This is a genomic window from Bacillus sp. B1-WWTP-T-0.5-Post-4 (assembly GCF_009183795.1).
Taxonomy (GTDB): Bacteria; Bacillota; Bacilli; order Bacillales; family Bacillaceae_G; genus Bacillus_A; species Bacillus_A cereus.
The window spans coordinates 121,859-147,586 of sequence record NZ_WEIJ01000003.1 but is presented as its reverse complement, the minus strand read 5'-3'; the positions used below and the strand labels follow the sequence as shown (position 1 = coordinate 147,586).

The window sequence follows — 25,728 nt, the reverse complement described above, 5'->3', positions numbered from 1 at the left end:
AGGAGTGAAATAAATGAATTTAAATGCTTTTGGTAAAGCAACTGAAGAATCAATTGAAGAATTAGAAGAGTTTTTAGGATTTTTACTTCCGGAAGATTATAAAAAATTTTTAAGTAAATATAACGGAGGTACTTCGAAAGTTAGGTATAGTAAATTTTTTGTTAAAGAATTAAATCAGGAAATCCCTTTAGATGTTTTGTATGGTATAGGTGTAAAAAAAACTTTTGATTTAAGTGAATGCTATGAAGAGTTTGAAGAAGATATGTTACCGACCAGTTTAATCATAGGAGATGATCCGAGTTCAGGGTTAATTGTACTTATTACAGATACTGAAAACCATGGTGTATATTATTGGGATCACTCTTTTTATTTTCCACAGTCTAGTGAAGAAGAAAATACGTATAAAATAACTGATAGCTTTAAGGATTTTATTAATGGATTGAAGAATCCTTAATTACCAACTTTTATATGTTGTAATTAATAATTTAAGATATTAAGAAAATATACGAAATGGATTACAGTAACTTTATAAATGCTAAAACTATACTTTATATATGAGAATGCTAAAAAATGTGGTGCTTGGTTAAAGATAACAATCATATATGTAGATGAATAGAAAATAAAGTGTATTTGCAGTGGAAAAAAAGAGTAGGCTATTAAAAAGTGCATACTTCAAAACACATGGAATGCATATTAAACTAACGAACTGATAGAAACTCGTAAGTTTTAACGTAGTAGTTGTCATGACATATAAAAGGTGTCGTACTGTTAATACCAAACTTACAGATCTTATAAATCTTACAAATTTATGCTACTTAAAAACATATGAACTTAAAGCACTTGATTGTCTACGAAAGGCAACGAGTGCTTTTTTAATAGATAAACATTCTGTAAATTTTTAGAAATTATTTTTTATGAATTCAGGCTAACAAAAATTACAAATATTATATAATTGAAATTAAACTAGCAAAAGGTGTGGACTCCGTATCCCCAATCTTTAAAGGTGTAGAAATAATGCTCGATGGAAGTGTCGCTAGAACTGGAACGAACTATAGCGGGAAATTCCAAGAAGCCCATGATGCCTCAAAGGCGAGTATTCAGAGTAGGATCTCGAATTTGGAGAGTGGTGGGGTTAAGGGTACGGGTGATATTGGAACACCGCCTCGATACGGGGAAAGAAGAATCTCAAAGGAATTATATGATGAATTAAGAGATGGAACGCCTGACCCTGCTTTACCTGGTAAGTATATTACAGATAGACTTCAAGCTGATCATATCGTATCAATGAAAAATATAGCAAAGATGAAAAATTTCGATAAATTAACGAAAGAACAACAACTTAAGGTTTTAAATAATGAAGAGAATTTTCTAGGATTAAGTGAAGAAGCCAATAAATCCAAGGGGTCTAAATCTTATTCTGATTGGACAATTTATAAGAAAGAAAAAATTGAAGTTGATCCTAAGTTTAGAGAAGAAATGATAAAGAAGGAAAAAGAATTAGAAATGAAATTACAAAAACAAATTGATGATTTTGTTGAAGAAAATAAAAAGGATATAGATAAATAAAGGAGATAGAATTATGGAACAAAAACTTGGTTTTTTAAGAAAATATAAAAGAAATGCACAACTTATATCATGCCATGAGATTAATAAACTTGATAGTGGGAAAATACCAAATTCATGGTATGAATTGTTTCAAGAAGAAAATGTAGACAAGAGAGTTGAGAGTATTTTATCGTTATGGAAAGAGCAAGTAGGAGTGGAATTAAGAAACACTATTACTTATTTGTCTAGGCACCTTGAAGAAGTAGAGCTTATGAACACAAATGGTAGATATTCAATTTTATACACTATTAAAACAGATAATGGGGAAATTCTATATTATGAAGGGGGAAATCCCAAAGATGAGTTTAATAATGAAGAATTAGAAAAATCTTGGGATAAGATTCCTTCAACAATACGAAATTTTTATCGAACTGTTCATAATGGTTTCTATTTTTATGCGAGTCAATCTATGGGTTTAGTTCCTTTAGAAAATGTAACTTTTTTTGATGATGATGAATGGGGTATTATTGAGGAGTTAGAAGAACCTTTACAAATTGATTTACAAACTACTTTTGGTTTCTTTAAAAGTGGTATGGGTGGTTATGTTGCAGTAGATTATAAGAATTCTAATAATGATAATGCGACTTTATGGTGGACGAATAAAGAGCCTAGATATAATATGAATTTTTGGGACATTGTTGATGAATGGATAGTAATTGGATTTGAAGTTTAGTTTAAAGGTTCTGTTGCAAAGTTTTTATATAAACAAAAAAATCCTAATTTAGTAGGTAGAGTTTATACAACTTTGAATAGATTCTCTAATTCATTGTACGTCGAAAAAACGAAGTACGAGCTTAGGTGAGATGACATTTTACTGGGTGATGAATATAATCACATGGAAAGTATATTAAACTAAGAACCCGTACAAACTCGTCAATTTTAACTTAGTAGTTGTCATGGCATGTAAAAGGTGTCGTAATGTTAATACAAAACTTACAGATCTTATAAATCTTACAAATTTATGCTACTTAAAAACATATGAAACTTAAAGCACTTGATTGTCTATTTGGGGCAACAAGTGCTTTTTTAATTGAAATGTATACCATAAATTTATAAAAGTTATTTTTATGAATTAAAGCTAACAGAAATTACTAGTATTATATAATTGAAAATACATTAGCAAAAGGTATGGACTCCGTAACCCCATTCGTTAAAGGTGTAGAAATGCTACTAGATGGAAGTGTCGCTAGAACTGGAACGAACTATGGCGGGAAATTCCAAGAAGCCCATGATGCCTCAAAGGCGAGTATTCAGAGTAGGATCTCGAATTTGGAGAGTGGTGGGGTTAAGGGTACGGGAGAATCCAGATTAGAATATTTGAGAGGGAAATATGGCGAATTAACTTCTGAACAGCTCCATGCTAATATTAATGAAAGGGCTGGTATTGCATTTCCGCAAAGGTCCACTAGGAGTCAACTTAAAAATGGAGGTTATATTGTTGAAGATGTTGACTTGTATAAAAAAATGAGTCCAAATAAGAATCGTGCTCTAGGTTTTCGGAATACCAAAAATGATGGATTGGTACAAGCGCATCATGCAATACAAGATGAATGGGCTAAGATATGGGATAAAACAAGCGGTAATAATTATAGCAGTCGACAAGCACCATCAATATTACTCAAATCTACCTCTGGTGAACCACATGCTATAATATCCGCTCTTCAAAGAGCTAGAAGAAGGAATGAAGGTTTTAGTACGGATATAATATACGAATTTAATATTAGCTATAAAGAAATGATTGAAGTGGGTGTAGATTTAAAAGTAGCAAAAAAAGTAATGCGAGAAGCATATAGATATTTTGATGGATTAGGAGGATTTAAATGATAAATGTTCAAAAATTGTCGACTTATGAATTATATTCTCCAGTTGATGAAAATGAAATTAAAAAAATTGAAGAGGAAATGGGATTAATACTCCCTAATGCTTATAAACAATTACTAAAGCATACAAATGGTTTTGTGTCCGATAATGGAGTCGTTATATTTGGAGTGGATATAATAGATGAAATGAATAAAACATATGAAGTCCATGAATATGCAAAGGGTTATGTTGCTGTAGGAAGTAATGGTGGAGGCAAAATACTGTTAATGACTGCAAATGAAAACGCAACAGAGTTAGTACAAGTTGATTCGGGGATTATGGATCCGAATTATGCAACCACAGTAAGTGAGAATTTAATACAGTGGATAAATGACGGAGCGATAGATATTGACTGTGTGGACGAAGAACAGGAAGTGTTTAAGGAAAAACTGTGTAATCTTATATTGGTAAGTCCACCAGTAGGAGGGGCTATGGATTTAAGGAAAATACAAGAGGTATTTATCATCAAAAAGGGATTGTTTGACTTATTAAAAGGATCAAAACAATTACCATTCGTGCTAATGAAAGACATACCTGTTGAGTTGGCTTTAAAAAACATAGAACTGTTAGGCGAATTAGGGGATATATTGAAAATATCTAGTACTGATTAACTGATTTTAGGGCTTAAAATAGAGGGTATTTGAATTAAGAACCGTTTAATACAATTATTAATTCAAAATAATATTGTTGAAAAATTGCTATTGGTTCCGTGTGTGTCTTATATAATCAATAAATTAAACTCTTAGAAAATATTATTTGAATTTAGAGTGCTTGATTGCCGACTAAAGGCAACGAGTGCTTTTTTATTAGATAGACATGGATCATCAAGTACCTGGTAAAATGCAGTTAGTAGTGTCTAAAACGCATAAAGTTAACCATTTAGGTGGAAATGCATTATGGGGGGATGGAATCAGATGAGTAAGGTACAATGGAGATCACCAGATGAACCTATTATACGAGAAGATGTAAAGAATGTTGAACAGGAATTGAACATTAATTTTCCTTTAGATTATATAGAATGTGTGATGAATAATAATGGAGCGCATGTTAGTCCAGAGGTGTTTGAAGTTGAAGGGAAAAGAAAGGTTTTTGGAACGTTATTAAGTTACGATATGGAAGATGATGAAAATATTATGGAAGTATTTGATGATTACAAGGATACACTACCAGCAGAATTAGTTCCTTTTGCTTTTGACCCAGCGGGAAATTTAATATGTTTTGACTATAAAAATGACAAAAATAACCCTGTTGTGGTATTTTGGGAACGTGAAAATGCTGGTGAAAAAGAAATGTTGCTGCGAGAAGAAGGATTAACAGAAGAACAAGTGGAAGAACGTGCAAGAGAGAATGTATTTTACATTGCAGATACATTTACTGATTTTTTAAATAAATTACATGATTAAAAAAATAAAGTTTATGTGAAGTGGATAGAAAAAATAATAGGGTGTTTGAAAATAGATACTCCATGATGGTTGTACCATCATGGAGTGTTACGTACAATGATAGAACAGAAAAAGAGGTGCGAGCTTAGGCGAGATGACATTTAAACGCATGGAAGAGACATAAAACTAACGAACTCGTACAAACTCGTAAGTTTTAACGTAGTAGTTGTCACGACATATAAAAGGTGTCAAACTGTTACAATAAAATTTAAAAATTTAATGTTACTTAAAAACATATGAACTTAAAGCACTTGATTGTCTACTTGAGGCAACAAGTGCTTCTTTTTTGCATAGAAATTTAACAGATCACTATAATTTTATTATGTAAACTTTTTGCATAGTTTTCTATATAACTAACGAGAAGAGAAATGTTTACTATTACTTTCATTTCTGTTATGAAAATTCTACAATAGAAGACAGAACGTATATTTGGTATAATCAAAACATACTATATGAAACGATGTACATGAGTTTGAGATTTATGAAAAAAGGTAAGTAATACATAATAATAAATACGCTATAGGATTCAGTTCATGTTATACAAATTAATCGTTAGAAAGGAAAAGATGTAATGAATCAAATTTCATTTGAAGATTTATTTGAAGAAGAAAAAGAAAAGGTGGAGGTAGCTGAGGTATGTAAGGTACCAGCCCCTTTATCACCATTACAAAAAGATATTTTAGAATTAATTGATTCTGAAGAAATAAGTGCGCTTGAGCTATGTGAACGATTAATACGATCTGGTAAAATACCCGATGAAAGATTCACTACGAATAAGCCTAAAGCATATGGACAAGTATGTTTACTATTAGAAGGTTTTGTTACAGAAGGAAAACTTATTTTTATCAAAGATGATGAGAAAAGAGATAGGGTATATAAGTTGAAAGAAGAAGGTTGAGATGTATAGCGGGAGATGAATGATTGGTTCCCTTTAACTTGCAGCTCCGTTAGTCTAGTAATGTCCACAAAAAAGGTGTCAATCTCTCCTAGATTGACACCTTCATATTTTTAACACCTTACATACTTACGCTTGAAACCAAGTCTTCCTCTATCAAGTTCTTTCTGAATACTTTCAGAAGCATTTAACAAACTGCTTTTTTTATTATCACGTTTGACTTCAACTATACCAACTTCTTTTGCAATCTCGACTGCTTTTTCGTGTAGTGGTACATATGAAATTGCCACGGTGTTTAGGAAATTATTCATAGCGGATTTTGTTCGTTCTGGAGAATGATGAATTGTATCTTTCATCATTTCAAGCATATCGGAAATTTTATTTTCGGAAAATTCATTGTCTTTGCGATTTCCTAATAGCCAACAGTAGCAACTCCAGCCGGCAGACATTTTAAGCTCGTCCCCACTTGCAATCCATTTATCAGCAACGTCTTGCGCAATATTTGACTCCGATAAAGTTACTGCCACTACATAATCAGATAGCATATAAAAATATGCCCCGTCTATCCAGCGATCAAAATCAGACTCACTCATAGCTTTTGGATCGGCAATAATACCTGCAAAGTACATAACATCGTAGTTACCTGTGGCATAAAGTTCTTCAGCTAACTCTTGATTTAATTTTATTTTTTTAGCGATTGGTTTCATAGCACCTGTAGCTACTCCGAAAACCGGTTCGTGCGCACCGTTAGATATGTATATTTTTTTCGTTCGTTCCTTACCTAGAGCTTCAAGTTCTTGCATAACTGTTTTAAAATCCATAGCTGTGCACTTCCTTCCTTCATGTAAGAGCCTTTTTAAGTCTTTCATATTTCTTATTTTAATACTAATTGTATTTAAGAGGTATGTCTACTTTCTAAAGGTATCGAAACTTGGTTTGAATTTTAGATGAAATAAAGAGCTAATTAAAAGGGTGGTATAATATAGAAAAAGTGAATGATGAACATCAAATAGGGGGTATTCAATTGGAAATAAAATTGAATCGATTATATAGAGAGATAGCGGAAACGGTTCATGCCATGATTCCAGAAGAATGGGAGAAATTTTATTTTTATGCACAAATATCAGAAGCTGGAGGGGGAACTTACTTTTTCTATAACAACTTCAGAAATAAAGAAAATTATAAGTATAGTGTAGAAATTCCTTTTAAATACGAAGTTGATGAAGAGGAGTTTGAAAGGAAAGAAGATTTTTTATATAAATTGAGTAAGGAATTAAGAAATGTTTTCAAAGATAATCAGCAAGAGCTTTGGTACTCTTTTACAATGTCTCTGGAACATAGTGGGGAATTTAACATGCATTTCGATTATACCAATTGGTTCGATACAGAATATAGTTTTAGTGATCAGATGATTATTTGGAAACATAAATACTTAGGTGAAGTACCAATTGATGAAAATGATAAAGCGCTAATTCATAAGTATGACAATGAATTTCCGAATAATCCTATTTGACTGAAAGGAAAGAAGAAATGGTTTTTATAAAAATCATGAATTTTAAAGCGTAAGTTGAATGAGAATATATATTCATAATGGAGGACGCTATTAATGGAAGTACACGGAATGGTTTCAATATGGTTCGGTAATATGCAAACGCAAGATCAGTTGGATACATATATAGATGTTACGTATGATGAAGAAGGAGACTCTATACCAGCAAGATTTTTTGTTGATTTTAATATTGATATGATTGATGTAGATGAAGATTTTATTGAAAAGGAAGTGTTAGAAGAAGCGAGTGATGACATTTCTATGTTATTAACGGGATGTTCATATGATGATAAAATACTTTCTCGAATTAAGGAAGTAGTTAAATTAAATAAATCCTATAATTCTATCGTTTTAATTTATAATTTTCAATATGACAATTCAGTAAGTAATTGTGAAGGTTTTAATTTTGTAACTGCTACAAGTTATCTATAGATACAAGAAAATTGCAGTAGAATAAAAAATACATTTGTATAGTTTTTCCAATGAATATTTGGTATGATGGTGAATGGGAAAAATATACAAGTTGTTAGTTTTTCAAAAAAGGGGGATTGAATTGAAAAGAACACCTGAATTTGTATTAGGTTTAATTGGTGGCATTTTGGGAATTATTATTTCCATAATATTAATAGTTGTAGCGTTTAATATTATGGAAGGTGTTGATTACGAACTTTTAGCTTATTACTCTATTATTTTAACGGTTCAAATAGGATTGTTCATTTTATCGTGTTTAGTAAACAAGGTTAATAATAAAGTTTATGGAGTTTGTATGATTGTGATTCCTATAGTTATGTTGTTTATGTCATTATTCTTTTTACTTATTCCGACAATTTTACAAATTATATCTGGTTCATTTGCATTTAGGACATTAAAGTTAGAATCGAATGTAAGCTAAATATAATTATCAACGTCTGAATATTCGGTTTTTTAAACATTTTCGTTTGCAGTTCAAATTAACATAAAGTACAAAGTTGTACGCTTTAGGGGGAGAAATAGATGATTATTTGGTCTGGTTGGGGTTTTTTGGTCGCAATTATTGTAATTATTAATACTCTTTTGGGTAAGGCTATCTTTGGATCTATAACGGGGGACGCTACATATTTTCAAGACCATAGTTGGCCAATGGCGGTAATGTTTATTATATCAGGGGTTATGTCTTGGTATTTAGGTAAATATATTAATAAGCCAGATGGGAAAGTTTATATAGATGCCGAAACTGGTGAAAAAGTTATGTTTAACAAAAAGCACTCATTATTTTTTATAAAAATGGAATATTGGGGACCGATTCTAGGAGTTATTGCGATTGTAACTTTAATTACAAGATAAAAAAAGAGGATGGGTATAGCAAGAGTAATCTATTCAAGTAGAAGGAGAAATCAGTCATGAATGCAAAGAAACTACTAGGGGTAGCAGTTCCGGTCATGTTGTTATTTGGTTGTGGAGTTTCTGAGAAAACGAACACTTCTAAACAGGAGAAAACGGAAGAGTCTAAAGTAAAAAAATCGAAGTCTAATAGTAAGAAAGAAAAAGTTTCAAAGGAAGACTATCCTAATAAAGTGTATAAATTAGGAGTAGAGTTTGATAAGTTGTTTGCGGAGCATAACAATATTACAAGAGAGGTTTTTGACGGTAAGAAAAAGAAATCAGATATAGTAGATAGTGTGAAAGAATTAAATAAAGTGTTAGATAAATTTGAGTCAATAGATCCCCCTACAGAGTATGTAAATCAACAAAAGGATTTTGAAAAAGCAATTGGTTATTTTAGAGAGTCTTTTTCTTTAATAAATGAAGTATTCACCCGAAAAGAAAAAAGAGAAAAAGGCGATAAGACTGATAAAGAGTTAATGGAGAAATCCGAAAAGTTAGTGAAAGAAGGAGATATTTACTGGCTTAAGGCATTCAAAGATCTTGAAGGGGATATTAAAATCGGTGACGGTACAGTATCTGTGAAAGATTTGAAAGAGTTAGATAAGAAAGCTGGAATTAATACGGATAACGTTATGAAGAATGTGAAAGATGGTACGGAATTAATCGGTAATTGGGGATTCAAAGGAACAGACGGTTTCATTATGTCACTTATTCTAAAAGGTGATAAGACATTTGAAACGTATGGTAAAGGTGAGTATCCAAATAAAAAGAATTATATTGAAGGCACTTGGGAATATGATAAGGAAGCTTTTACAATCTATTTACATCTCAATAAACGTTTAGTAGACGGTGTAGAAGATACAATTCAAAAAAAGAAAATAGCATATAAAGTTCAAGATTATGATGGGGAAAACTTGCAATTATTTAATGAGACGTCATTTCATACAATTAAGTATGTGAAGCAAAGTTAAAGTTATGAAGGACTAGGTTTAAATGGCCTAGTCCTTCATTAAAGTGCGAGTATGTAAAGAATATGTTATCTTTCGTTCTGTTTACTTAATATCATGTTATTCTTTAATAGAGTAATAAATGGAGTTTTGCATTAAATATATGAGGTTGGTTACAAATGATAAAGAAATTTACTAGATTCGTATTAATAGTGGTTATCCCAATCAGTCTTATTACAGGTTGTGGGACTGCTGAAAAAACTGAAGCACAAAAGCCGAAAGCGGTACAAACGGAGAAAAAGGACTATATGGATTACTCATATGGTAGCAAAGGTATATTAGTAAGTGGCAAAGCGAAAGAACGGCAACAATACGAGATTGGATATATGGATGATAATAAATTAATTGGGATTGATGAAAATATTGAAGACTGCATTATTTTAGATAATAAAGATGAAGCAGGTCTCATTTGGAAACAAATAGAGCGAGGATCTATTATTGAAGTGCAATACGGTAAGGATCGCAATGATATCGTAGGCGTGCAATTCGTAGGAGATCGTGAGTCATATGAAATTAGTGATAAGTTTGATCGGAATACGATAAATGAGATTGTTGAAAACGTTAAAGGGAATTTGTAATAGATGTATGTCGATAGTATAGGATCTCTTATTATGAAATTGTATGCCAGTTATTTGTCTAAGTTTAAATTGATTATTTTGACGGTATTTGTAATTAGTTGTAAAATAATGTTTGTTGATGAATTTTATAAAAAGTATGTTAGATGAAATTCATCTGTAGGGATGACATATAAATATTTTCTTAATGGGTATAAAATATGGTAATTTAAATATATAAATAAAAAGAAAATATATTAGGAGTACATAGTAGATTCATATTTTTAAAAATTAATGTGACAATAAAGGGAGGTTGAGATACATACACGGTGGGAGTGTGTATGTATTTATTATAATAATGAATAAGACAATCAAACAACAAGTAATCGCACTATCAACAAGTCTAGTGATTTTAGGGAGCGTACCTTTATCAGCATCAGCAGAAGAGATCAATAAATCTCAAACTGATCAACTTAATATTGCCCAAGGAGAACACGGAACGAGCGGATTAAATTATTCTAATTTCAAGTTGGAAGTTCCTAATCATGTACAAATTAACGAAGCAGAAGTATCTGAAAATGAAAAAATGCTTTTAGAAGAATATAAGCATAAACATGATGAAACAGAAGAATTAAACAAAATGCAAGATGCTAAGAAGGGACAAGTAGCAGAAAAGGAAGCTATTTCAAACATTGAAAAGGCATTTGAATCTGTAGATGGTCGAAATGATGGATCTGATCGTCAAATGAAACCTGTTGCAAAGCCAAGAGGTATTCAATATAGTGCACAGAGTACGAAGAAATATGGAACACTTGCAGGAGTTCCATTTGTGGAGTGGATTGTTCCAGCAGGAAATCCTGATATTCGTCCTGCGAATCCGATGAAAGCACGTTACATTACAATCCATGAGACCGCAAATACAGCCGCTGGTGCGAATGCTGAAAATCATGCAAAATATTTATACAAGCAAGCAACTGAAGGCACTTTCCGAACAGCTTCATGGCATTTTACTGTAGATGATAAACAAATTTATCAACACTTACCAACAAACGAAAATGGTTGGCATGCAGGAGATGGAGATGGTTCAGGAAACAGGGAGTCTATCGGTATCGAGATTGCGGTTAACCAAGACGGTGATTACAATAAAGCGTTAGAAAATGCAAAACGACTTGCAGGTTATTTAATGAACAAAGAAGGAATTGGTGCAGATCATATTTACAAGCATCAACAATGGAGCGGGAAAAAATGTCCTGACATTTTAATTTCACGTGGTAATTGGGCTGGTTTCGTACAAGGAATTCAGTGGTATGCAAATATAAATGCGCAGATTGATACGCCTTTACAAGATAAAAATGACTCATTTAATCCAAATGAAAATAATCCAGCTGAACCTAGCATGGAACTAGTGGTAAATGGTAGTGGCATCAATGTACGTAGTGATGCGGGTATTGAACATCGTGTTGTACGTAAAGCTTCAAACGGAGATCGTTACAAAGTATTAGCCGTTAAAAATGGTTGGTATAAAGTAGGTAATGGAGAATGGATTTTCTATGACCCAAGTTGGATTAAAATTAACTACAATGTACCAAAGGAAGAAGTACAAAAACCAAAAGATGATATTACAGGTGGCTGGTTTGAAGGGCATATTCGTAAATTAAACAGTCTAGGTATTATGCAAGGCGAAGGCAATGGTGTATTTGCTCCATATCGAAATGTAACGAGAGCGGAGTTTGCGAAATTAATCTCGAATGCTCTTAAACTACCAGAGGGAAATAAGTCATTTGTAGATATTAATGAGGCACATCCATCACTTCATGACGGTATTAAACGTTGTGCAAGTGCAGGAATTATTAATGGTCGTGGTGAAGGGATTTTTGATCCTAACTCACCAATTACTCGTGAAGAAGTATCTATTATGATTGACAAAGCATTACGATATAAAGGAATTACAGGTGAGTTAGTAGCATTACCATTTACAGATAAGCATTTAATAACATACAAAGAATCGGTTCAACGATTATACAGTCTAAAGGTAGTTAATGGTATTGGAAATAATGAGTTTGATCCTCGAGGCACAGCAACTCGTGGTCAGGCGGCTGCCTTTATTGTGAAGATGTTAGATTCAATGCAAAAATAAAAGGAAACTTTAATCAGTGAGGGCCACTCGCATTGCAATCAAGCAGTTTATTCACCAAATTTTGAAATGAGAGTTTTACTGCCCACAAATAGCAGAAGAAATTGTATGTAGAAGCTGACATTGGTAGAAGTAAAAAAATAAGAAGAATTTGAAAGGAGCTATCCAAAATAATAATTTGGAATAGCTCCTATTTAGTAGGAAGAACAAATTGTATTTGATAGATTGTAATGTAGAATGCCCTTCCAAGCCCCTTATAAGCCCCTACCAAGTAATAAATCACTAAGAAAAAACAAAAACAAAAACAACTACAAGAACAAAACAAGCGCGAAAAAATGAAACCGGCGTTGTAGTAGTAAAAAAATTGTAATTCGAATGCCAAAACCATTCCCGCATGCCTATCTTTATAATGAAGGATTAAAATTTTCCTATTTACTAGCAAAGAGTGGAGGGAAACATATGGCAGTATACCGTAGTGTGCAGGTGAACTTTTGGCAAGATGAATTCATATTAGATTTAACGCCAGAGGAGCGTTATTTTTATATATATTTGTTAACTGGTACGAAAACGAAGCAATGTGGTATTTACATATTACCGAAGCGTGTGGCAGAGCTTGAAACAGGTTATAGTATGGAGACTGTTGAGAAGTTGCTAAACAGGTTTGTTGAGTATGGAAAGATTCTATATGATACGGAAACGAAAGAGGTATTCATAATAAACTGGTTACACTATAACCCTATTTCAAATACGAATGTGGAGAAGTGCGTATTACGTGAGTTAAAGACTATAAAAAGTAATGAGTTCATACATATATTTTTACGTAAATGCCTTGAAGAAGAATACAAGATTCCATTATTATTGCAGCATTTTGGTATGCCAAAAGAAGAGGATAATAGTAGTTCACAAGTAGTTATTGAAGAGAAAGAAGAAGCGGAAGAGATAGAGGTGGAAACCATAGAAGAGGACGTTCCAAATAGTGAAGTTTATAAGTTTTATGAACAAAATATTAGTAGTTTATCCCCATATATTGTGAAGGAATTGAAGAATTGGATACAAAGACTTTCTGGAGAGAAAGTGTTAGAGGCACTTAAAATTGCGTTTGAAAATAATAAGAAAACGTTAGCTTATGTGAAGGGGATTTTGAGGAATTGGTGTAAGAAAGGACGAGTAGATTTTAGTGAAGAAATGCATAGGAGAGAAGTATTTGGTTCGTATGATCCATAGTTTGGATAAGGATTTTTTCTAGTCTAAAAGGTTCTTTTACTATAGAAGCGAATAGTGTGAGAAAGGGGTGGTTATATGGAAGTCGTTATAAAGAAGAAACGAAAAAGGGGAAAAAGAATTTTTATTTGGGCTAGTAGTATCGTTCTTTTGTTAGTTATTTCCGCTGCGATTTTTTTGAACATATATACGCTGAAATCTATGCCAAAGATAGATGGAACGATAAAGCTAGAGGATTTACAACAAGCTGTTACGGTGAAGCGTGATAGTAAAGGTATACCGCATATTAAATCGGAAAATGCACATGATTTATATTTTTCACAAGGATATGTGCAAGCGCAAGATCGTTTGTTTCAAATGGATTTAAGTAGAAGACAAGCGTCTGGTATGTTAAGTGAAGTTGTTGGGGAAGCAGCTGTTGATCGAGATAAATTGTTTCGAACACTCGGTTTACGGCGAGCTGCCGAAGCTTCAGTTAGTCAATATGATGGAGAAGCGAAATATGCCCTGCAGTCATTTGCTGATGGGGTGAACGCTTTTATACGTGAGGCGAAAGAGGAAAAGAAATTACCAGTTGAGTTTACTATATTAGGTTATGAACCTGCTGAGTGGTCAATTGTTGATACTTTAACGATCGGGAAGTATATGGCGTTTGACTTAGGAGGACATTGGCACGGACAGGCATTTCGATATTGGGCGCTGAAAAATCTTCCGAAAGAGCAAGCGAATGAGCTATTTCCTGCATATCCGAAAGATGCCCCTAGATTGCTAGCTGAACTGAAAAATACAAATGTGGACGTAGCACAAAGTTTTTCAAAAACGATAATTCCGCCGGAGTTTAACGGTAGTAATAACTGGGTTGTGAGCGGTGAGAAGAGTGCGTCAGGTAAGCCAATTTTAGCAGATGATCCTCATTTATCTCTTGCGACGCCTTCTATTTGGTATCAAACGAGACTTGAAATGAAAGGTTTAAATGTGAGTGGCGTTATTTTCGCTGGAGTACCAGGTGTTATATTAGGACACAATGACAAAATAGCGTGGGGTGTTACGAATACAGGGCCTGATGTGCAAGATTTATATATTGAGAAGAGAAATCCTAATAATGAAAATGAATTTCTGTATAACGATAAATGGGAAAAAGCTACCGTTGTAGACGAGTCTATTAAAGTGAAAGGCGGGAAGACAATTCCTTATAACGCTACGATTACGAGGCATGGACCAGTAATTTCAGAGTTTGCGGATAAGGGGAAGGAGAAAACGAAAACAGTATTCTCTTTAAAGTGGACAGCTTTAGAACCGTCAGCTGAGTTAAAAGCTGTATTAAATATGAACAAAGCAAAAGACTGGAATGAGTTTGAAACCGCTCTTCAAGATTTTCATACACCAACCCAAAACTTTGTGTTTGCATCAAACGACGGCACAATTGCTTATAAAGCGAATGGAAATATACCAGCGCGTAAAAAAGGTGATGGTAGCTTGCCTGTTCCAGGATGGACAGATGAATATGAATGGGAAGGGTATATTCCATTTGATCAATTACCGAAAGTTGTAAATCCAAAAGAAGGGTTTATTTCAACTGCGAATAATAAAATTGTTGATGATGATTATCCGTATCATATTAGTAATACGTGGGCGCAGCCATATAGGCAAATGCGTATTCAAGAATTTTTGCAAGAGAAAGAAAAGTATACGGTGAAAGATTTAGAAGAGTTACAGATGGATCAAAAGAATTTATATGGGAAAGAGTTTACTCCTATATTTTTAAAAGAGTTAAATAAAGCATCTTTAAATGAGGTAGAGAAAGAAGGCGTAAACCAATTAAAAAAGTGGAATTTTTACGATAGTAAAGATGAAGCGGCACCACTAATTTTTCATTTATTAATGAAAGAGATTTCGAATACGTTATTTTCAAAAGAAATACCGAAAGATGTGATGGAGTTATTTAAAGGGAAGTCACAAGTTGTTGATGAATTAATTCGAAAAGAAGTAGCGGGAGAAAATAGCGCTTGGTTTACGAAGTATGGAGGTTTCACAAAAGTTGTGCATACATCGTACGAGAATGTAATGAAGAAATTGCAGAAAGAATATGGACCGGATGTTGCGGAGTGGAAGTGGGGCGATTATCATCAACTCGCTTTTACACATCCAATTTCGAAATCATCGAGTATGTTAGCATTACTAGCTTTTAATCGTGAGAAACCAGTTCCAATTGGCGGAAGTCAAGTTACCGTCCAAGCAGCAAGTTACGGCGAGAACGGCATTGTAAATCACGGAGCTTCTTGGCGATTCGTTATTGATACGAAAGATATGTCAAACGGTTATCATATCGTAGGACCAGGACAGTCGGGACATTTTAGAAGCGATTGGTATCATGATCAAATAGATGATTGGGTAAGTGGAACGTATCATACGACTACATTGAATACGGAGGGGATAGAGGGGAAGGTATTAACTTTGCAGCCGAAGTGATAGTAAGTTCTTATTTGCAGATGGCCCAGTTTTATGAAGTAATACTCCTTCGGCTAATGAAAGTTTTGCTTTAATAAAGAGACTCTTACGATTGTAAGAGTCTCTTTTATTATGAGAATGGATAAAATATCCTTTTTATAAAAAAGCGACAAGTTTTGACAAAATATTATACAGAGACTTGTTATAATATTTTTTGGAATATTATGTTTATTAAACGGAGGATGAAGTAGTGTGCAACAAGGAAAATTTCTTAATAGTTGCAGTGAAATCGAATAGGGGGATTTAATATGAGCGTTAAAGTAATAAGGGCAACAGGGATGATGGGCGGAGCAGCAAGAGTTGCTGTAAAGGTAGATAACGAAGTAGTAATGAAACTTGAGAATAACGAAGAATATACGCTTCCTTTTGAATTAGATGAAGCGAATATTAAAGTAAAACAATTCTTTTTTGGAAGTAAAGAAAAGAAAGTAAAAGATGGCGATGTAGTAGAAATTAAGATAAATAGTATTGCCATGCTATTACTGATGGTGTCAATGATGGCTGTTTTATTTGGTTCGTCAATTGGTATAAATATTGTTGTTTTTGGTGTAATAGGAGCTTTAGTTACGTTAGTATACGGATTGAATAACTGGTTTCGTTTAGAGGTTAAATAATTATTGTATATATGTTTATTTCAGTTGATTTACTATACATGGAATGAAAATATTTTTAAGTGGGAAATGGAGAGGATCAGTATGAAGAAAATGGTTGTAATATCTAGTTTGGCGCTAATAGTAGGTTTAACAACTGGTTGTAGCAGTGAAAAAACAAGTGGACCTAAAACAGTATCTGTAAAAAAAGAAAAAGAGTTAGTAGCGAAAGATATTTTTAAAAAAGCAGCTGACGGATTAAAACAAGAGGAATATCTTACATTGACATCTCTTATGTCAATGAAGGGGAGCGGCCAATCAGAAGAAATTAAAATGAAAATACAGATGGAGCCGAAACTGAAGAATTCTAGAGCTGAAATGAAAATAAGTGGTACAGATATTGTAACGTATGAAGTAAATGGAAAGGTCGCTGCTCAAGTGAAAAATCCTGATACAGGAGAGTTAGTTACGATACCTAATGATCAATTTAATGTAAATGATGTAATGGTCAGTAAAAATTTACTTAATGAGTTAGATTTACCGGAAGCTTTGGCTAAGAAAATGAAAGCAAAGAAAGATGGAGACACATATAAACTTACACTTGAATTAAAGGGAAAAGAAGCGGTAGATACGTTACAAAAAATTAATGGGGATATGAAAAAATTAACGGAAGGATTTAATATGGATGCGTTTAACATTGAATATATAATAACAAAAGATTATAAATTTGAAGAGATGCGAACAACTATAAAAGTGAGTGAAAGTAACTCGGATAAAAAAGCTAGTACAGATAAGGAAAAATTGGATGCAGTTGTGAGTATAAAGATTGATTCATATGAAAAGTTTGATTCAATTAAGTTACCAGAAGGAATTCAATAATTTCAATCGTAAAAGGATAAAAAGGAGCGGAAATCTGCTCCTTTTTTATTTTTCCTACTATTTTTAGAAGATTTATATGAATATAGTTGAACGGCACTTCATTTTTTTCTGGAATAAATGTGAAACGTTGTATAAAATAATCAAGAAAGCCAAAAATTATAGGGGGAAAGTTGTGAAGAAAAATAAGAGTTTAATAAGTTTTTTAGGAGTGTTTATTATGTTGTTTTCTTTTTGTTTTCAAGGAAATGTACAGGCAGATGTAAATACTGTTCAATCTGGAAAAATCAAATCAGGAAACGTAACAGTATGGGAAGTTGGAAATGTAGCGAAAGTATTAGCGGATGTGGAGCGCTTAAATTTAAATACAGTAAATGTACCAATTCAAGTGGATATCCCGAATGTGACTTCTACTAACATGGTAATTAATCAAGCGCAAAAGCAACAAGCTATTATTTTAATTCGAGAATTATTAAAGCGTAATATTCAAGTTATAGTGGAACCGTTCCCGTATATTCAGCAGGGGAATGTTGGAGAGACAGAATGGAACCCAAGTAACATTAATGATTTCTTCTGGAATTGGAAGACGGTTATTCTGCAAGATATTTTTAATTCCATTACAAGTAAATACAATGTGTATGGACTAAAGATTGCTTCTAATTTTGTGAATATGGAGTATGCAGAAGGATACTGGAGCGATACAATTGATTTTATTCGTAATCAGTATAAAGGAAATATTTTGTATCAAATGAACTGGTGGTTAACAGCAAGCTGGGACTCTTCTTATGAAGAGAAGTTTATAGAGAAAATAAACCGTCCGTATTTAAAGAAGGTAGATATTGTTAGTATCGATAGTTGGTTTGAAGTTTCAGGAAAAAGAAATCCAACATATGAAGAAGTGAAGCAAAGTTTATTTGCGACGACAGTATATAACCGTGGACAAAATGTTGTTCAGCAATTGGAACAATTACATAATGCAACAGGAAAGCCAGTTTACTTCGGTGGATTTAACGTTCCAGCACGTGAACTTGGATTACAAAATCCATGGAATCCAGATGTTTCAAATGTGTTTTCGAAAGGGATCCAATTAAATGGATGGCGTGCTTACCGCGATGTATTAGAACCGAAACCATATTTTAAAGGTTTTTCAATTTGGTTTATTGGCTCTAATGATAGTACACATCCGTATCAAATACATAGTAAAGAAGCGGAGGCAGTTATTAGCGGCTGGTACCGAAAATAATTTTTATAAAATAGGTAAGTTTTGAAGTTTACTACATATATTTCTAGTGAAAGGCCTTTCACCATCTTATCACCTAGGGGGCAATCATAATGAAATTTTTGTCTTACCTTACAGTAATTTTGGTGATTCTCGGCGGTTTGAATTGGTTGTTTGTAGCGTTAGATTACAATGTAGTTGAGAAATGGTTTGGTTCTATGCCGGCGCTTGTGGACACTATTTATTGGCTCATTGGTCTTTCTGCTATTTATCAAATTTTTGATCGGTTCTTCACGGACAATTAGCAATTATACTTTATTACTAGAGTGTTAAGTACGATTATGTACTTAACACTTTTTTGTATGTTTATAAAAAATAGTTTGCACATGCAAGCGATTCCATTGCGTCTTGCGCCGTAATAGTAGAAAACAAATTGACCACGTATTATATTTTAGGTTATAATTCAGAAAGTTTAAAAATTAATAAAAATGAGAAATAGGGAGGTTATGAGGGTAATGGAGAGAGTCTATAATTTTTCAGCAGGACCATCAATACTCCCTTTGCCAGTTTTAGAGAAAGTGCAAATGGAGCTATTAAATTATAACGGGACAGGCATGTCTATTATGGAAATGAGTCATCGATCTTCTTATTTTCAAAGTATTATAGAGGAAGCGAGTAACTTACTTCGTGAATTAATGAGCATCCCTGATGAGTATGAAGTTTTATTTTTACAAGGCGGTGCGTCATTACAATTCTCTATGATACCGTTGAACTTAATGAATACGTATAAAAAAGCTGGATACGTATTAACTGGCTCATGGTCTAAAAAGGCACTGCAAGAAGCCGAAAAAGTTGGGGAAGTACAAGTGATTGCTTCTTCCGAGCAAGAGAAGTTTACTACGATTCCTAAACTGGATGGTTTACTAAGCGATGAAAAACTAGATTATGTACATATTACAACGAATAATACAATTGAGGGGACAAAATATGTGGACATTCCACATGTAGAAAAAGTGCCGCTCGTTGCGGATATGTCCTCAAATATTTTATCAGAGCGATATGATGTTTCGAAGTTTGGTCTTATATATGCGGGGGCGCAAAAGAATTTAGGACCTGCGGGCTTAACGATTGCTATTATAAAAAGAGATTTAATTGGGGGAGCAGATCGCTCTTGTCCTACGATGTTAAACTATGAAACTTACAGCAAAAATAACTCCTTATATAATACACCGCCATCCTTTAGTATTTACGTAACGAAACTTGTACTAGAGTGGCTGAAAGAGCAAGGCGGGGTATCTGCGATTGAAGAACAAAATAGAATGAAATCTTCACTTCTTTATAATTTCTTAGATGAATCAAAATTGTTTACTTCACCAGTTGATCCTACGTATCGATCACTTATGAACATTCCGTTTACAACACCGTCAGAAGAGCTGAACAGTGAGTTTTTACAAAAAGCGAAAGAACGAGGACTTGTTACGTTAAAAGGACATCGATCAGTCGGTGGTATGCGCGCTAGTATTTACAATGCGATGCCAGTACAAGGCGTACAGCAATTAGTAAATTATATGAAGGAATTTGAGCTTGAGAATAGATAGGGAGATGGGGATATGTTTCGTGTTCAAACGTTAAATCAAATTGCAGAAAAAGGTTTGCAAGTTTTTACTGAAGAACGTTATGAAGTAGGAGATAGAATCAATCATCCAGATGGAATTTTGCTTCGTAGCTACTCTTTACATCAAGAAGAGTTTTCAAAAGACTTAAAGGCGATTGCAAGAGCTGGCGCTGGTGTAAATAATATTCCTGTCGAGCGATGTACAGAAAAAGGAATTGTAGTATTTAACACGCCGGGGGCAAATGCAAACGCTGTAAAGGAACTCATTATTGCCAGTCTTATTATGTCTTCACGTAACATTATTAATGGTGTAAGTTGGACGAAAAACTTAGAGGGTGAAGAAGTACCACAGCTTGTTGAATCAGGAAAAAAACAATTCGTTGGATCAGAAATTGCAGGGAAACGTCTAGGTGTTATCGGACTTGGCGCAATCGGTGCTTTAGTTGCGAACGATGCGTTAGCGTTAGGGATGGATGTTATCGGATATGATCCTTATATTTCAGTTGAAACAGCTTGGCGTCTTTCTACACATGTGCAAAGAGCATTTAGCCTTGATGAAATTTTTGCAACGTGTGATTATATTACACTGCATATTCCTCTTACGAATCAAACGAAGGGGATTATTGGGGAACACGCTGTAGAGAAGATGAAAAGAGGGATGCGTCTATTTAATTTCTCTAGAGGAGAACTTGTAGATGAAAAGGTTCTTCAAAAGGCATTAGAAGAAGATATTATTACACATTACGTAACGGACTTTCCAAATGAAAATGTAATAAAGATGAAAAATGTAACAGCGACACCTCACCTTGGTGCATCTACGTCTGAATCAGAAGAAAATTGTGCAGTAATGGCAGCACGTCAATTACGTGAATATTTAGAGACAGGAAATATTCGTAACTCAGTAAATTATCCAAACGTAGAATTGCCGTATATCGGAAAGAAACGAATTACAATTATGCATCAAAACGTCCCGAATATGGTAGGGCAAATTACAGGATGCTTAGCGGAACACCATATTAATATTGCCGATATGATTAATCGTAGTAAACATTCTTGGGCATACACAATGATTGATATCGATAACGGAATTGATGATATAATAAAAGAGAATATTGTAGAAAATATAAGCAAAATTACAGGTGTTGTAGCCGTTCGAATGATTGTGTAAAGGAGAGAGGAATGTGGCAAAAATACGACCGTTTCGGGCCATTCGTCCAGTAGAGGAAAAAGCGGCACAAGTGGCAGCTTTACCGTATGACGTATTAAATAGTGAAGAGGCAAGGGAAGTTGTAAAAGGGAATCCATATTCTTTCTTGCATGTTGATAAAGCAGAAATTGATTTAGATCCTGAACTGTCACCGTATGATGATCGCGTGTATGAAAAAGCGGGCGACAATTTAAAGCAATTTATACGAGAAGAAGTGTTCATACAAGATGAAGAGCCAGCGCTATATATTTATGAACTGACGATGCAAGGAAGAACGCAGTCAGGTCTTGTTGTTTGTACATCTATTGATGAGTATGAAGATGATACAATTAAAAAACATGAAAGAACACGTCATGAAAAAGAGCTAGATCGTATTCGCCACGTAGATGTGTGTGACGCCAATACAGGCCCAATCTTTTTAACGTACCGTACAAAAGATGAAGTAAAGCATTTAATTAGAAGCTGGAAAGAAGAACATGCGCCAATTTATACATTTACAGCAGAAGACGGTGTTAAGCATGTTGCGTGGAAGATTGCAGATGAAGATGTAATTACGACTTTAGTAAACGCATTTGAAGATATTCCTAATCTTTATATTGCAGATGGGCATCACCGTTCTGCATCAGCTGCAAAAGTAGGACTTATGCGAAGAGAACAATATCCAAATTACACAGGAGAAGAGGAATTTAATTTCTTCTTATCGGTTCTATTCCCTCATGATGAATTATCGATTTGGGACTATAACCGAGTTGTGAAAGATTTAAATGGCTTATCAGAGGAACAGTTTTTAAATCAAATTACGCAGTACTTTTATGTAGAAGAAGCACCTGTTTCTCCGTATAAACCAAATGAGCCAAAAACATTTGGTATGTATGTAAATGAGAAGTGGTATAAGCTTACTGTGAAAGAAGAAACATTTGATGCGAATGATCTTGTTAGAGGTTTAGATGTATCTATCCTGCAAGATCATTTATTAAGCCAAGTACTTGAAATACATGATCCGCGTTCTGATTCACGTATCGATTTTGTCGGAGGAATCCGCGGATTAGAAGAACTAGAACGCCTTGTGAACAGCGGCGAATACAAAGCAGCATTCGCATTATATCCGACATCTATGGAAGATTTATTAGCAATCGCAGATGCCGGAGAAGTCATGCCACCGAAATCAACGTGGTTTGAACCGAAACTGCGTAGTGGGTTGTTTGTCCATTCTTTAAAATAAATAGACTTCTTTAGTTAGAAAAACCGAAATGATTTTTAGTTTCGGTTTTTCTTATTTTGGCTCAGTAAACGTTTAATGTTGATTTTAATGTTAAGATTGAAATATGTAACAACAGGTCGCTACAAAAAAATGGAGGAAATACGATGAAAATGCAGCTGCAAAAAAGTTTTTATGTTGAATTGAAAAATGCAATTCGTTGTCATTATAACGAACTTTTAACAAGATGCGGTGTTGACACAATATACGGGTACTCCATATTAACAGACGATTGTGTCAATAGCATTGGACCAGTGGCAAATAAAGAAAGACTAATCAAAGTTAATAAATCGGACCCTTTATACAATTATTATAGATACGGAGCTGTTGAGTGGAGCGAATGGGACGATTTTGGAATGTTTGATGAAGTGAACAAAATTATTAAGAAATATCATAATATCGTCGAAGATGACTTTAACATACGAGTACATACACTGTTGAAAGAAACGTTAAATGTGTTAATGGAACTTGAATCAGAAGGGTTGTTTGGAGATAGAGATGATAATCGATTTATTGTCATTTGTGTAACTGATTCATCGAACGAAATCATGATTGAATCAGCTCGATTGCTTAATACATTAAAGACATACGAAGAATATGCTTCAGAATTTGCATAAGAATGAACATAAGTAAAACTGCGCTCTATAAGAGGCGATTTTCATTTAATAGAAAGTCACCAATTAATAGTAACCATTCGTTGTGACGTTGAACAATTAGAACCTGATGAAAAAACGTCCAAAGATAATTACGATGTTTATATGTATGAATCAACTTGGAAAAGAAGTAATGCAGGGGAGCTTTTCAGGCATTATTCTTTGATTGGTAGGAAAAGTAATGAATAAGTGGGGCCCCCGCTACCTCTCAGGCTTAGAGTTTTAATTCCCCTCATAACGAAAATTTGATGTATCGTTGAATACTGATAATAAGACGTTATGTAATATACTCTGTTCTTTTCTTAACTATTAGAAAATAGGTGAATAAGCTCGTCAACAAAAAGGACATTCCTAGTATTACAAGAAATGTCCTTTTCACTAAATTATAGGATATTTTGCTAAATTTCAAAATCTAAAATCAGTTTACTAGTTTGACCTGTAAACTGATAATTATAGGATCCTCTCAGGTTTTCTAAGTTACCGGTAGCTTTAATAATTGTTCCTGGGGAATCTAAATTTCCTTTATCAAATATTCCTTGCTCTATAGCTGTAAATGTCCCTTGTTGCCCCTTATAAATTCCTTCGAAGTGTAAAAAACCAGAAATTTTAGCAGTAGCCAAGTGACCATCATTTATATTTGAGTCCAAATAATATAATAAGTATTCAACAAAAGCTTTTCCTTGTAATTCCCCATCGATATCATATTCAACATGAGCAATATTAATAGGAAAATCTTTTCTAGTATCATCAATTGGTTTTTCATCCCATTTACTTACTGTAAATGTTACTTCCATACACGTAAATCCCCCTTTATCATTAGATAAGTAATCTCCATATCATTTAAAAATTACTAATTCACAGTCATATCTTATAGGAGTGTTTTTATTTATTTAAGCCCTGTCATATCGTTATCTTATCTCAGAATCACCTGCGCCTCTCCATGAAGAACTTACTGTCGCCACGATATCTCCTGCTTGTAACCTCTTTGGTTTTATTAACATATGAATCCCGCTCCTACATAATTTAATGAACTACGGCTATACAAACCGTAGAGTTGAAGAACATTGTACATGACATTAGTTTCTCCGCCTCCAATAAGTTCACCTGCTGTAATTTGAGAATTTAGTATTAGTGCTGAATATAGGAATAATCTACAAACATTTTTGGTTAAAATTTATATTTGAAAATCACAGTATGCAACATTGCATGAGGAAAACGGTTGTTATTTTTATAACCTGTAACTATAATGATTACAGGTTGGTCGATACCAATCAAAAATAAAATCATCATGAATGGAGATGTTACATATGGGGATGAAAAAAATAATTTTAGCAGGTGCTTTAGGGATCGCAGCATTATCAGGAACAAATTTACCAGGACTAGAAGTAACAAAAGCGAGTGCAGCTTCTATTGAATCGAATTTCTCGACGTTAGAAGGACGAGTAGTAGAAGTAGATAACGGTGTAATTGTTGTTAAATCTAAGCAATATGAGGAACCTGTTAGTGTGTATATTGATTCACTTTCAAACGTGAAAGTAGGAGATGAAGTAAAAGCTACTGGATCTATGATGCGTAATTTTACAGAATATATGGTTGCAACTGCAATTGAAAATACAACAAACAAGTTAGGTATGCATATGAAAGAAGATGGCTCACCTGATTATGTAATTGGAGAAGTAGCAAAAGTAGGAACGATGGAAGATGAGGGAGACGGTGCTACTAAATATGTCGTAGTTGAATATCCATCACTAAATGGGAAGAAAGTTATTATTGATGTTTTCTTAACAAAGGGACAAGTATTTAATACGGGTGAGAAAGTAAAAATTGATATGAAGTATGTAGGCTGGGGCGGAAGTTCTATTAACTGGAACACAGTTGATCATATCGAAAGAGTTCATGAAGCAAAGACGAACACTGAAAATAATGATGATGTATGGATTTGGTCTTAATAAGGCGAGTATAGGTCGTTATTTGCAATTTTCTCCAAACAATACATGTGAAAACTAAATGTATCATGCAGTACCCATCTAATTATCATTGCGTATGACAATTAGATGGGTACTTTTTTATTTGAAATTTGTGCAAGTCAATGTTTAGCATTTCTTTTTAAGAGTAAATTACGGTTGAAATCAAAACTTTATTTGCAGTACATAATAAATAATGTTGATTT

Annotated in this window: 27 protein-coding genes and 3 pseudogenes; 28 read left to right on the top strand and 2 right to left on the bottom strand. The window is 33.6% G+C overall.

Annotated elements, in window-relative coordinates; translation table 11 throughout:
- The first annotated feature begins 13 nt into the window (after positions 1 to 13).
- From GBN91_RS11470 to GBN91_RS11430, 10 genes and pseudogenes are all read left to right on the top strand, one after another.
- Positions 14 to 454, top strand: a complete 441-nt coding sequence (locus tag GBN91_RS11470; RefSeq protein WP_149214934.1) for an SMI1/KNR4 family protein — start codon at positions 14 to 16, stop codon at positions 452 to 454.
- 521 nt (positions 455 to 975) lie between these two features.
- Positions 976 to 1,137, top strand: a pseudogene (locus GBN91_RS29570) (hypothetical protein); the annotation flags it as partial.
- A 147-nt stretch (positions 1,138 to 1,284) separates the two neighbouring features.
- Positions 1,285 to 1,566 carry a hypothetical protein gene (locus GBN91_RS29565; protein ID WP_065212284.1) on the top strand — a complete coding sequence of 94 codons (282 nt, stop codon included), beginning with the start codon at positions 1,285 to 1,287 and terminating at the stop codon, positions 1,564 to 1,566.
- A 13-nt stretch (positions 1,567 to 1,579) separates the two neighbouring features.
- Positions 1,580 to 2,278 carry an SMI1/KNR4 family protein gene (locus tag GBN91_RS11460; protein ID WP_152121519.1) on the top strand — a complete coding sequence of 233 codons (699 nt, stop codon included), beginning with the start codon at positions 1,580 to 1,582 and terminating at the stop codon, positions 2,276 to 2,278.
- A gap of 455 nt (positions 2,279 to 2,733) precedes the next feature.
- Positions 2,734 to 3,429, top strand: a complete 696-nt coding sequence (locus tag GBN91_RS11455) for a hypothetical protein (RefSeq protein WP_124749671.1) — start codon at positions 2,734 to 2,736, stop codon at positions 3,427 to 3,429.
- Positions 3,426 to 4,076, top strand: coding sequence for an SMI1/KNR4 family protein (locus GBN91_RS11450; RefSeq protein WP_113303744.1), 651 nt, complete (start codon positions 3,426 to 3,428; stop codon positions 4,074 to 4,076). Before GBN91_RS11455 ends, GBN91_RS11450 begins: the two co-directional genes overlap by 4 nt.
- 211 nt (positions 4,077 to 4,287) lie before the next feature.
- Positions 4,288 to 4,383: pseudogene (locus GBN91_RS11445) on the top strand (HNH endonuclease); the annotation flags it as partial.
- The gene (locus tag GBN91_RS11440; protein ID WP_113304802.1) at positions 4,380 to 4,868 is read left to right on the top strand and encodes an SMI1/KNR4 family protein; all 489 of its coding nucleotides are present in this window, start codon (positions 4,380 to 4,382) and stop codon (positions 4,866 to 4,868) included. The pseudogene GBN91_RS11445 and the gene GBN91_RS11440, both read left to right, overlap by 4 nt.
- Positions 4,869 to 5,027: 159 nt before the next feature.
- Positions 5,028 to 5,235 (top strand): annotated as a pseudogene (locus GBN91_RS29680) (hypothetical protein).
- 243 nt (positions 5,236 to 5,478) lie between these two features.
- Complete coding sequence (locus tag GBN91_RS11430) at positions 5,479 to 5,805, top strand: DUF3895 domain-containing protein (protein WP_001071908.1); 327 nt, start codon at positions 5,479 to 5,481, stop codon at positions 5,803 to 5,805.
- A gap of 110 nt (positions 5,806 to 5,915) precedes the next feature.
- Here GBN91_RS11430 and GBN91_RS11425 read toward each other — a convergent pair whose 3' ends face one another.
- A complete protein-coding gene (locus GBN91_RS11425; RefSeq protein ID WP_113302792.1) occupies positions 5,916 to 6,623 on the bottom strand; it encodes a DNA alkylation repair protein in 708 nt (235 codons plus the stop codon).
- 203 nt (positions 6,624 to 6,826) lie between these two features.
- On the opposite strand from GBN91_RS11425, the gene GBN91_RS11420 reads away from it, so the two are divergent.
- The 17 genes from GBN91_RS11420 (at position 6,827) to GBN91_RS11335 (ending at position 23,522) form a co-directional block, all read left to right on the top strand.
- A complete protein-coding gene (locus GBN91_RS11420) occupies positions 6,827 to 7,315 on the top strand; it encodes an antitoxin YezG family protein (RefSeq protein WP_074047351.1) in 489 nt (162 codons plus the stop codon).
- A 93-nt stretch (positions 7,316 to 7,408) separates the two neighbouring features.
- Positions 7,409 to 7,783 carry an immunity 22 family protein gene (locus tag GBN91_RS11415; protein WP_000451794.1) on the top strand — a complete coding sequence of 125 codons (375 nt, stop codon included), beginning with the start codon at positions 7,409 to 7,411 and terminating at the stop codon, positions 7,781 to 7,783.
- 121 nt (positions 7,784 to 7,904) lie between these two features.
- Positions 7,905 to 8,243 carry a DUF4064 domain-containing protein gene (locus GBN91_RS11410; RefSeq protein WP_000831724.1) on the top strand — a complete coding sequence of 113 codons (339 nt, stop codon included), beginning with the start codon at positions 7,905 to 7,907 and terminating at the stop codon, positions 8,241 to 8,243.
- A gap of 101 nt (positions 8,244 to 8,344) precedes the next feature.
- The gene (locus GBN91_RS11405) at positions 8,345 to 8,674 is read left to right on the top strand and encodes a hypothetical protein (protein WP_000587853.1); all 330 of its coding nucleotides are present in this window, start codon (positions 8,345 to 8,347) and stop codon (positions 8,672 to 8,674) included.
- Between the two features lie 56 nt (positions 8,675 to 8,730).
- Complete coding sequence (locus tag GBN91_RS11400; protein ID WP_152121518.1) at positions 8,731 to 9,687, top strand: DUF3994 domain-containing protein; 957 nt, start codon at positions 8,731 to 8,733, stop codon at positions 9,685 to 9,687.
- Between the two features lie 155 nt (positions 9,688 to 9,842).
- Positions 9,843 to 10,301, top strand: coding sequence for a hypothetical protein (locus GBN91_RS11395; RefSeq protein ID WP_061113010.1), 459 nt, complete (start codon positions 9,843 to 9,845; stop codon positions 10,299 to 10,301).
- 334 nt (positions 10,302 to 10,635) lie between these two features.
- On the top strand, positions 10,636 to 12,414 hold the full coding sequence (locus GBN91_RS11390) for an S-layer homology domain-containing protein (RefSeq protein ID WP_152121636.1): 1,779 nt from the start codon (positions 10,636 to 10,638) through the stop codon (positions 12,412 to 12,414).
- Positions 12,415 to 12,786: 372 nt separating this feature from the next.
- A complete protein-coding gene (locus tag GBN91_RS11380) occupies positions 12,787 to 13,635 on the top strand; it encodes a DnaD domain-containing protein (protein WP_152121517.1) in 849 nt (282 codons plus the stop codon).
- Between the two features lie 75 nt (positions 13,636 to 13,710).
- Entirely contained in the window at positions 13,711 to 16,101 is a 2,391-nt protein-coding gene (locus tag GBN91_RS11375; protein ID WP_152121516.1) for a penicillin acylase family protein, read from the top strand.
- A gap of 287 nt (positions 16,102 to 16,388) precedes the next feature.
- The gene (locus GBN91_RS11370) at positions 16,389 to 16,754 is read left to right on the top strand and encodes a hypothetical protein (RefSeq protein WP_000114231.1); all 366 of its coding nucleotides are present in this window, start codon (positions 16,389 to 16,391) and stop codon (positions 16,752 to 16,754) included.
- 81 nt (positions 16,755 to 16,835) lie between these two features.
- The gene (locus GBN91_RS11365) at positions 16,836 to 17,609 is read left to right on the top strand and encodes a DUF6612 family protein (RefSeq protein ID WP_098284157.1); all 774 of its coding nucleotides are present in this window, start codon (positions 16,836 to 16,838) and stop codon (positions 17,607 to 17,609) included.
- 172 nt (positions 17,610 to 17,781) lie between these two features.
- Positions 17,782 to 18,849 (top strand): glycoside hydrolase family 113, encoded by a 1,068-nt coding sequence (locus tag GBN91_RS11360; protein WP_152121515.1) that lies wholly within the window; start codon positions 17,782 to 17,784, stop codon positions 18,847 to 18,849.
- A gap of 89 nt (positions 18,850 to 18,938) precedes the next feature.
- The gene (locus GBN91_RS11355) at positions 18,939 to 19,130 is read left to right on the top strand and encodes a DUF378 domain-containing protein (protein WP_000670803.1); all 192 of its coding nucleotides are present in this window, start codon (positions 18,939 to 18,941) and stop codon (positions 19,128 to 19,130) included.
- 210 nt (positions 19,131 to 19,340) lie between these two features.
- The gene (serC, locus tag GBN91_RS11350) at positions 19,341 to 20,423 is read left to right on the top strand and encodes a 3-phosphoserine/phosphohydroxythreonine transaminase (RefSeq protein WP_152121514.1); all 1,083 of its coding nucleotides are present in this window, start codon (positions 19,341 to 19,343) and stop codon (positions 20,421 to 20,423) included.
- A 12-nt stretch (positions 20,424 to 20,435) separates the two neighbouring features.
- A complete protein-coding gene (locus GBN91_RS11345; RefSeq protein WP_000490228.1) occupies positions 20,436 to 21,608 on the top strand; it encodes a 3-phosphoglycerate dehydrogenase family protein in 1,173 nt (390 codons plus the stop codon).
- Between the two features lie 13 nt (positions 21,609 to 21,621).
- A complete protein-coding gene (locus GBN91_RS11340; RefSeq protein ID WP_001063071.1) occupies positions 21,622 to 22,869 on the top strand; it encodes a DUF1015 domain-containing protein in 1,248 nt (415 codons plus the stop codon).
- Positions 22,870 to 23,012: 143 nt separating this feature from the next.
- Positions 23,013 to 23,522: a DUF4303 domain-containing protein gene (locus tag GBN91_RS11335; RefSeq protein WP_000783832.1), complete on the top strand. Its 510-nt coding sequence runs from the start codon at positions 23,013 to 23,015 to the stop codon at positions 23,520 to 23,522.
- Between the two features lie 434 nt (positions 23,523 to 23,956).
- Here the strand turns inward: GBN91_RS11335 and GBN91_RS11330 are convergent, their stop codons facing one another.
- Positions 23,957 to 24,352, bottom strand: coding sequence for a DUF3224 domain-containing protein (locus GBN91_RS11330; RefSeq protein ID WP_113303477.1), 396 nt, complete (start codon positions 24,350 to 24,352; stop codon positions 23,957 to 23,959).
- A 513-nt stretch (positions 24,353 to 24,865) separates the two neighbouring features.
- Between GBN91_RS11330 and GBN91_RS11325 the strand changes: the two genes are divergently transcribed.
- A complete protein-coding gene (locus GBN91_RS11325; protein ID WP_149215817.1) occupies positions 24,866 to 25,507 on the top strand; it encodes a hypothetical protein in 642 nt (213 codons plus the stop codon).
- Positions 25,508 to 25,728: the final 221 nt, after the last annotated feature.

Excerpts from the sequence above, each read along its gene's own strand:
- GBN91_RS11470 (WP_149214934.1), top strand. The coding sequence starts at position 14 with ATGAATTTAAATGCTTTTGGTAAAGCAACTGAAGAATCAATTGAAGAA.
- GBN91_RS29565 (WP_065212284.1), top strand. The coding sequence starts at position 1,285 with ATGAAAAATATAGCAAAGATGAAAAATTTCGATAAATTAACGAAAGAA.
- GBN91_RS11460 (WP_152121519.1), top strand. The coding sequence starts at position 1,580 with ATGGAACAAAAACTTGGTTTTTTAAGAAAATATAAAAGAAATGCACAA.
- GBN91_RS11455 (WP_124749671.1), top strand. The coding sequence starts at position 2,734 with ATGGACTCCGTAACCCCATTCGTTAAAGGTGTAGAAATGCTACTAGAT.
- GBN91_RS11450 (WP_113303744.1), top strand. The coding sequence starts at position 3,426 with ATGATAAATGTTCAAAAATTGTCGACTTATGAATTATATTCTCCAGTT.
- GBN91_RS11440 (WP_113304802.1), top strand. The coding sequence starts at position 4,380 with ATGAGTAAGGTACAATGGAGATCACCAGATGAACCTATTATACGAGAA.
- GBN91_RS11430 (WP_001071908.1), top strand. The coding sequence starts at position 5,479 with ATGAATCAAATTTCATTTGAAGATTTATTTGAAGAAGAAAAAGAAAAG.
- GBN91_RS11425 (WP_113302792.1), bottom strand. The coding sequence starts at position 6,623 with ATGGATTTTAAAACAGTTATGCAAGAACTTGAAGCTCTAGGTAAGGAA.
- GBN91_RS11415 (WP_000451794.1), top strand. The coding sequence starts at position 7,409 with ATGGAAGTACACGGAATGGTTTCAATATGGTTCGGTAATATGCAAACG.
- GBN91_RS11405 (WP_000587853.1), top strand. The coding sequence starts at position 8,345 with ATGATTATTTGGTCTGGTTGGGGTTTTTTGGTCGCAATTATTGTAATT.
- GBN91_RS11400 (WP_152121518.1), top strand. The coding sequence starts at position 8,731 with ATGAATGCAAAGAAACTACTAGGGGTAGCAGTTCCGGTCATGTTGTTA.
- GBN91_RS11395 (WP_061113010.1), top strand. The coding sequence starts at position 9,843 with ATGATAAAGAAATTTACTAGATTCGTATTAATAGTGGTTATCCCAATC.
- GBN91_RS11390 (WP_152121636.1), top strand. The coding sequence starts at position 10,636 with ATGAATAAGACAATCAAACAACAAGTAATCGCACTATCAACAAGTCTA.
- GBN91_RS11380 (WP_152121517.1), top strand. The coding sequence starts at position 12,787 with ATGCCAAAACCATTCCCGCATGCCTATCTTTATAATGAAGGATTAAAA.
- GBN91_RS11375 (WP_152121516.1), top strand. The coding sequence starts at position 13,711 with ATGGAAGTCGTTATAAAGAAGAAACGAAAAAGGGGAAAAAGAATTTTT.
- GBN91_RS11370 (WP_000114231.1), top strand. The coding sequence starts at position 16,389 with ATGAGCGTTAAAGTAATAAGGGCAACAGGGATGATGGGCGGAGCAGCA.
- GBN91_RS11365 (WP_098284157.1), top strand. The coding sequence starts at position 16,836 with ATGAAGAAAATGGTTGTAATATCTAGTTTGGCGCTAATAGTAGGTTTA.
- GBN91_RS11355 (WP_000670803.1), top strand. The coding sequence starts at position 18,939 with ATGAAATTTTTGTCTTACCTTACAGTAATTTTGGTGATTCTCGGCGGT.
- serC (WP_152121514.1), top strand. The coding sequence starts at position 19,341 with ATGGAGAGAGTCTATAATTTTTCAGCAGGACCATCAATACTCCCTTTG.
- GBN91_RS11345 (WP_000490228.1), top strand. The coding sequence starts at position 20,436 with ATGTTTCGTGTTCAAACGTTAAATCAAATTGCAGAAAAAGGTTTGCAA.
- GBN91_RS11335 (WP_000783832.1), top strand. The coding sequence starts at position 23,013 with ATGAAAATGCAGCTGCAAAAAAGTTTTTATGTTGAATTGAAAAATGCA.
- GBN91_RS11330 (WP_113303477.1), bottom strand. The coding sequence starts at position 24,352 with ATGGAAGTAACATTTACAGTAAGTAAATGGGATGAAAAACCAATTGAT.
- GBN91_RS11325 (WP_149215817.1), top strand. The coding sequence starts at position 24,866 with ATGGGGATGAAAAAAATAATTTTAGCAGGTGCTTTAGGGATCGCAGCA.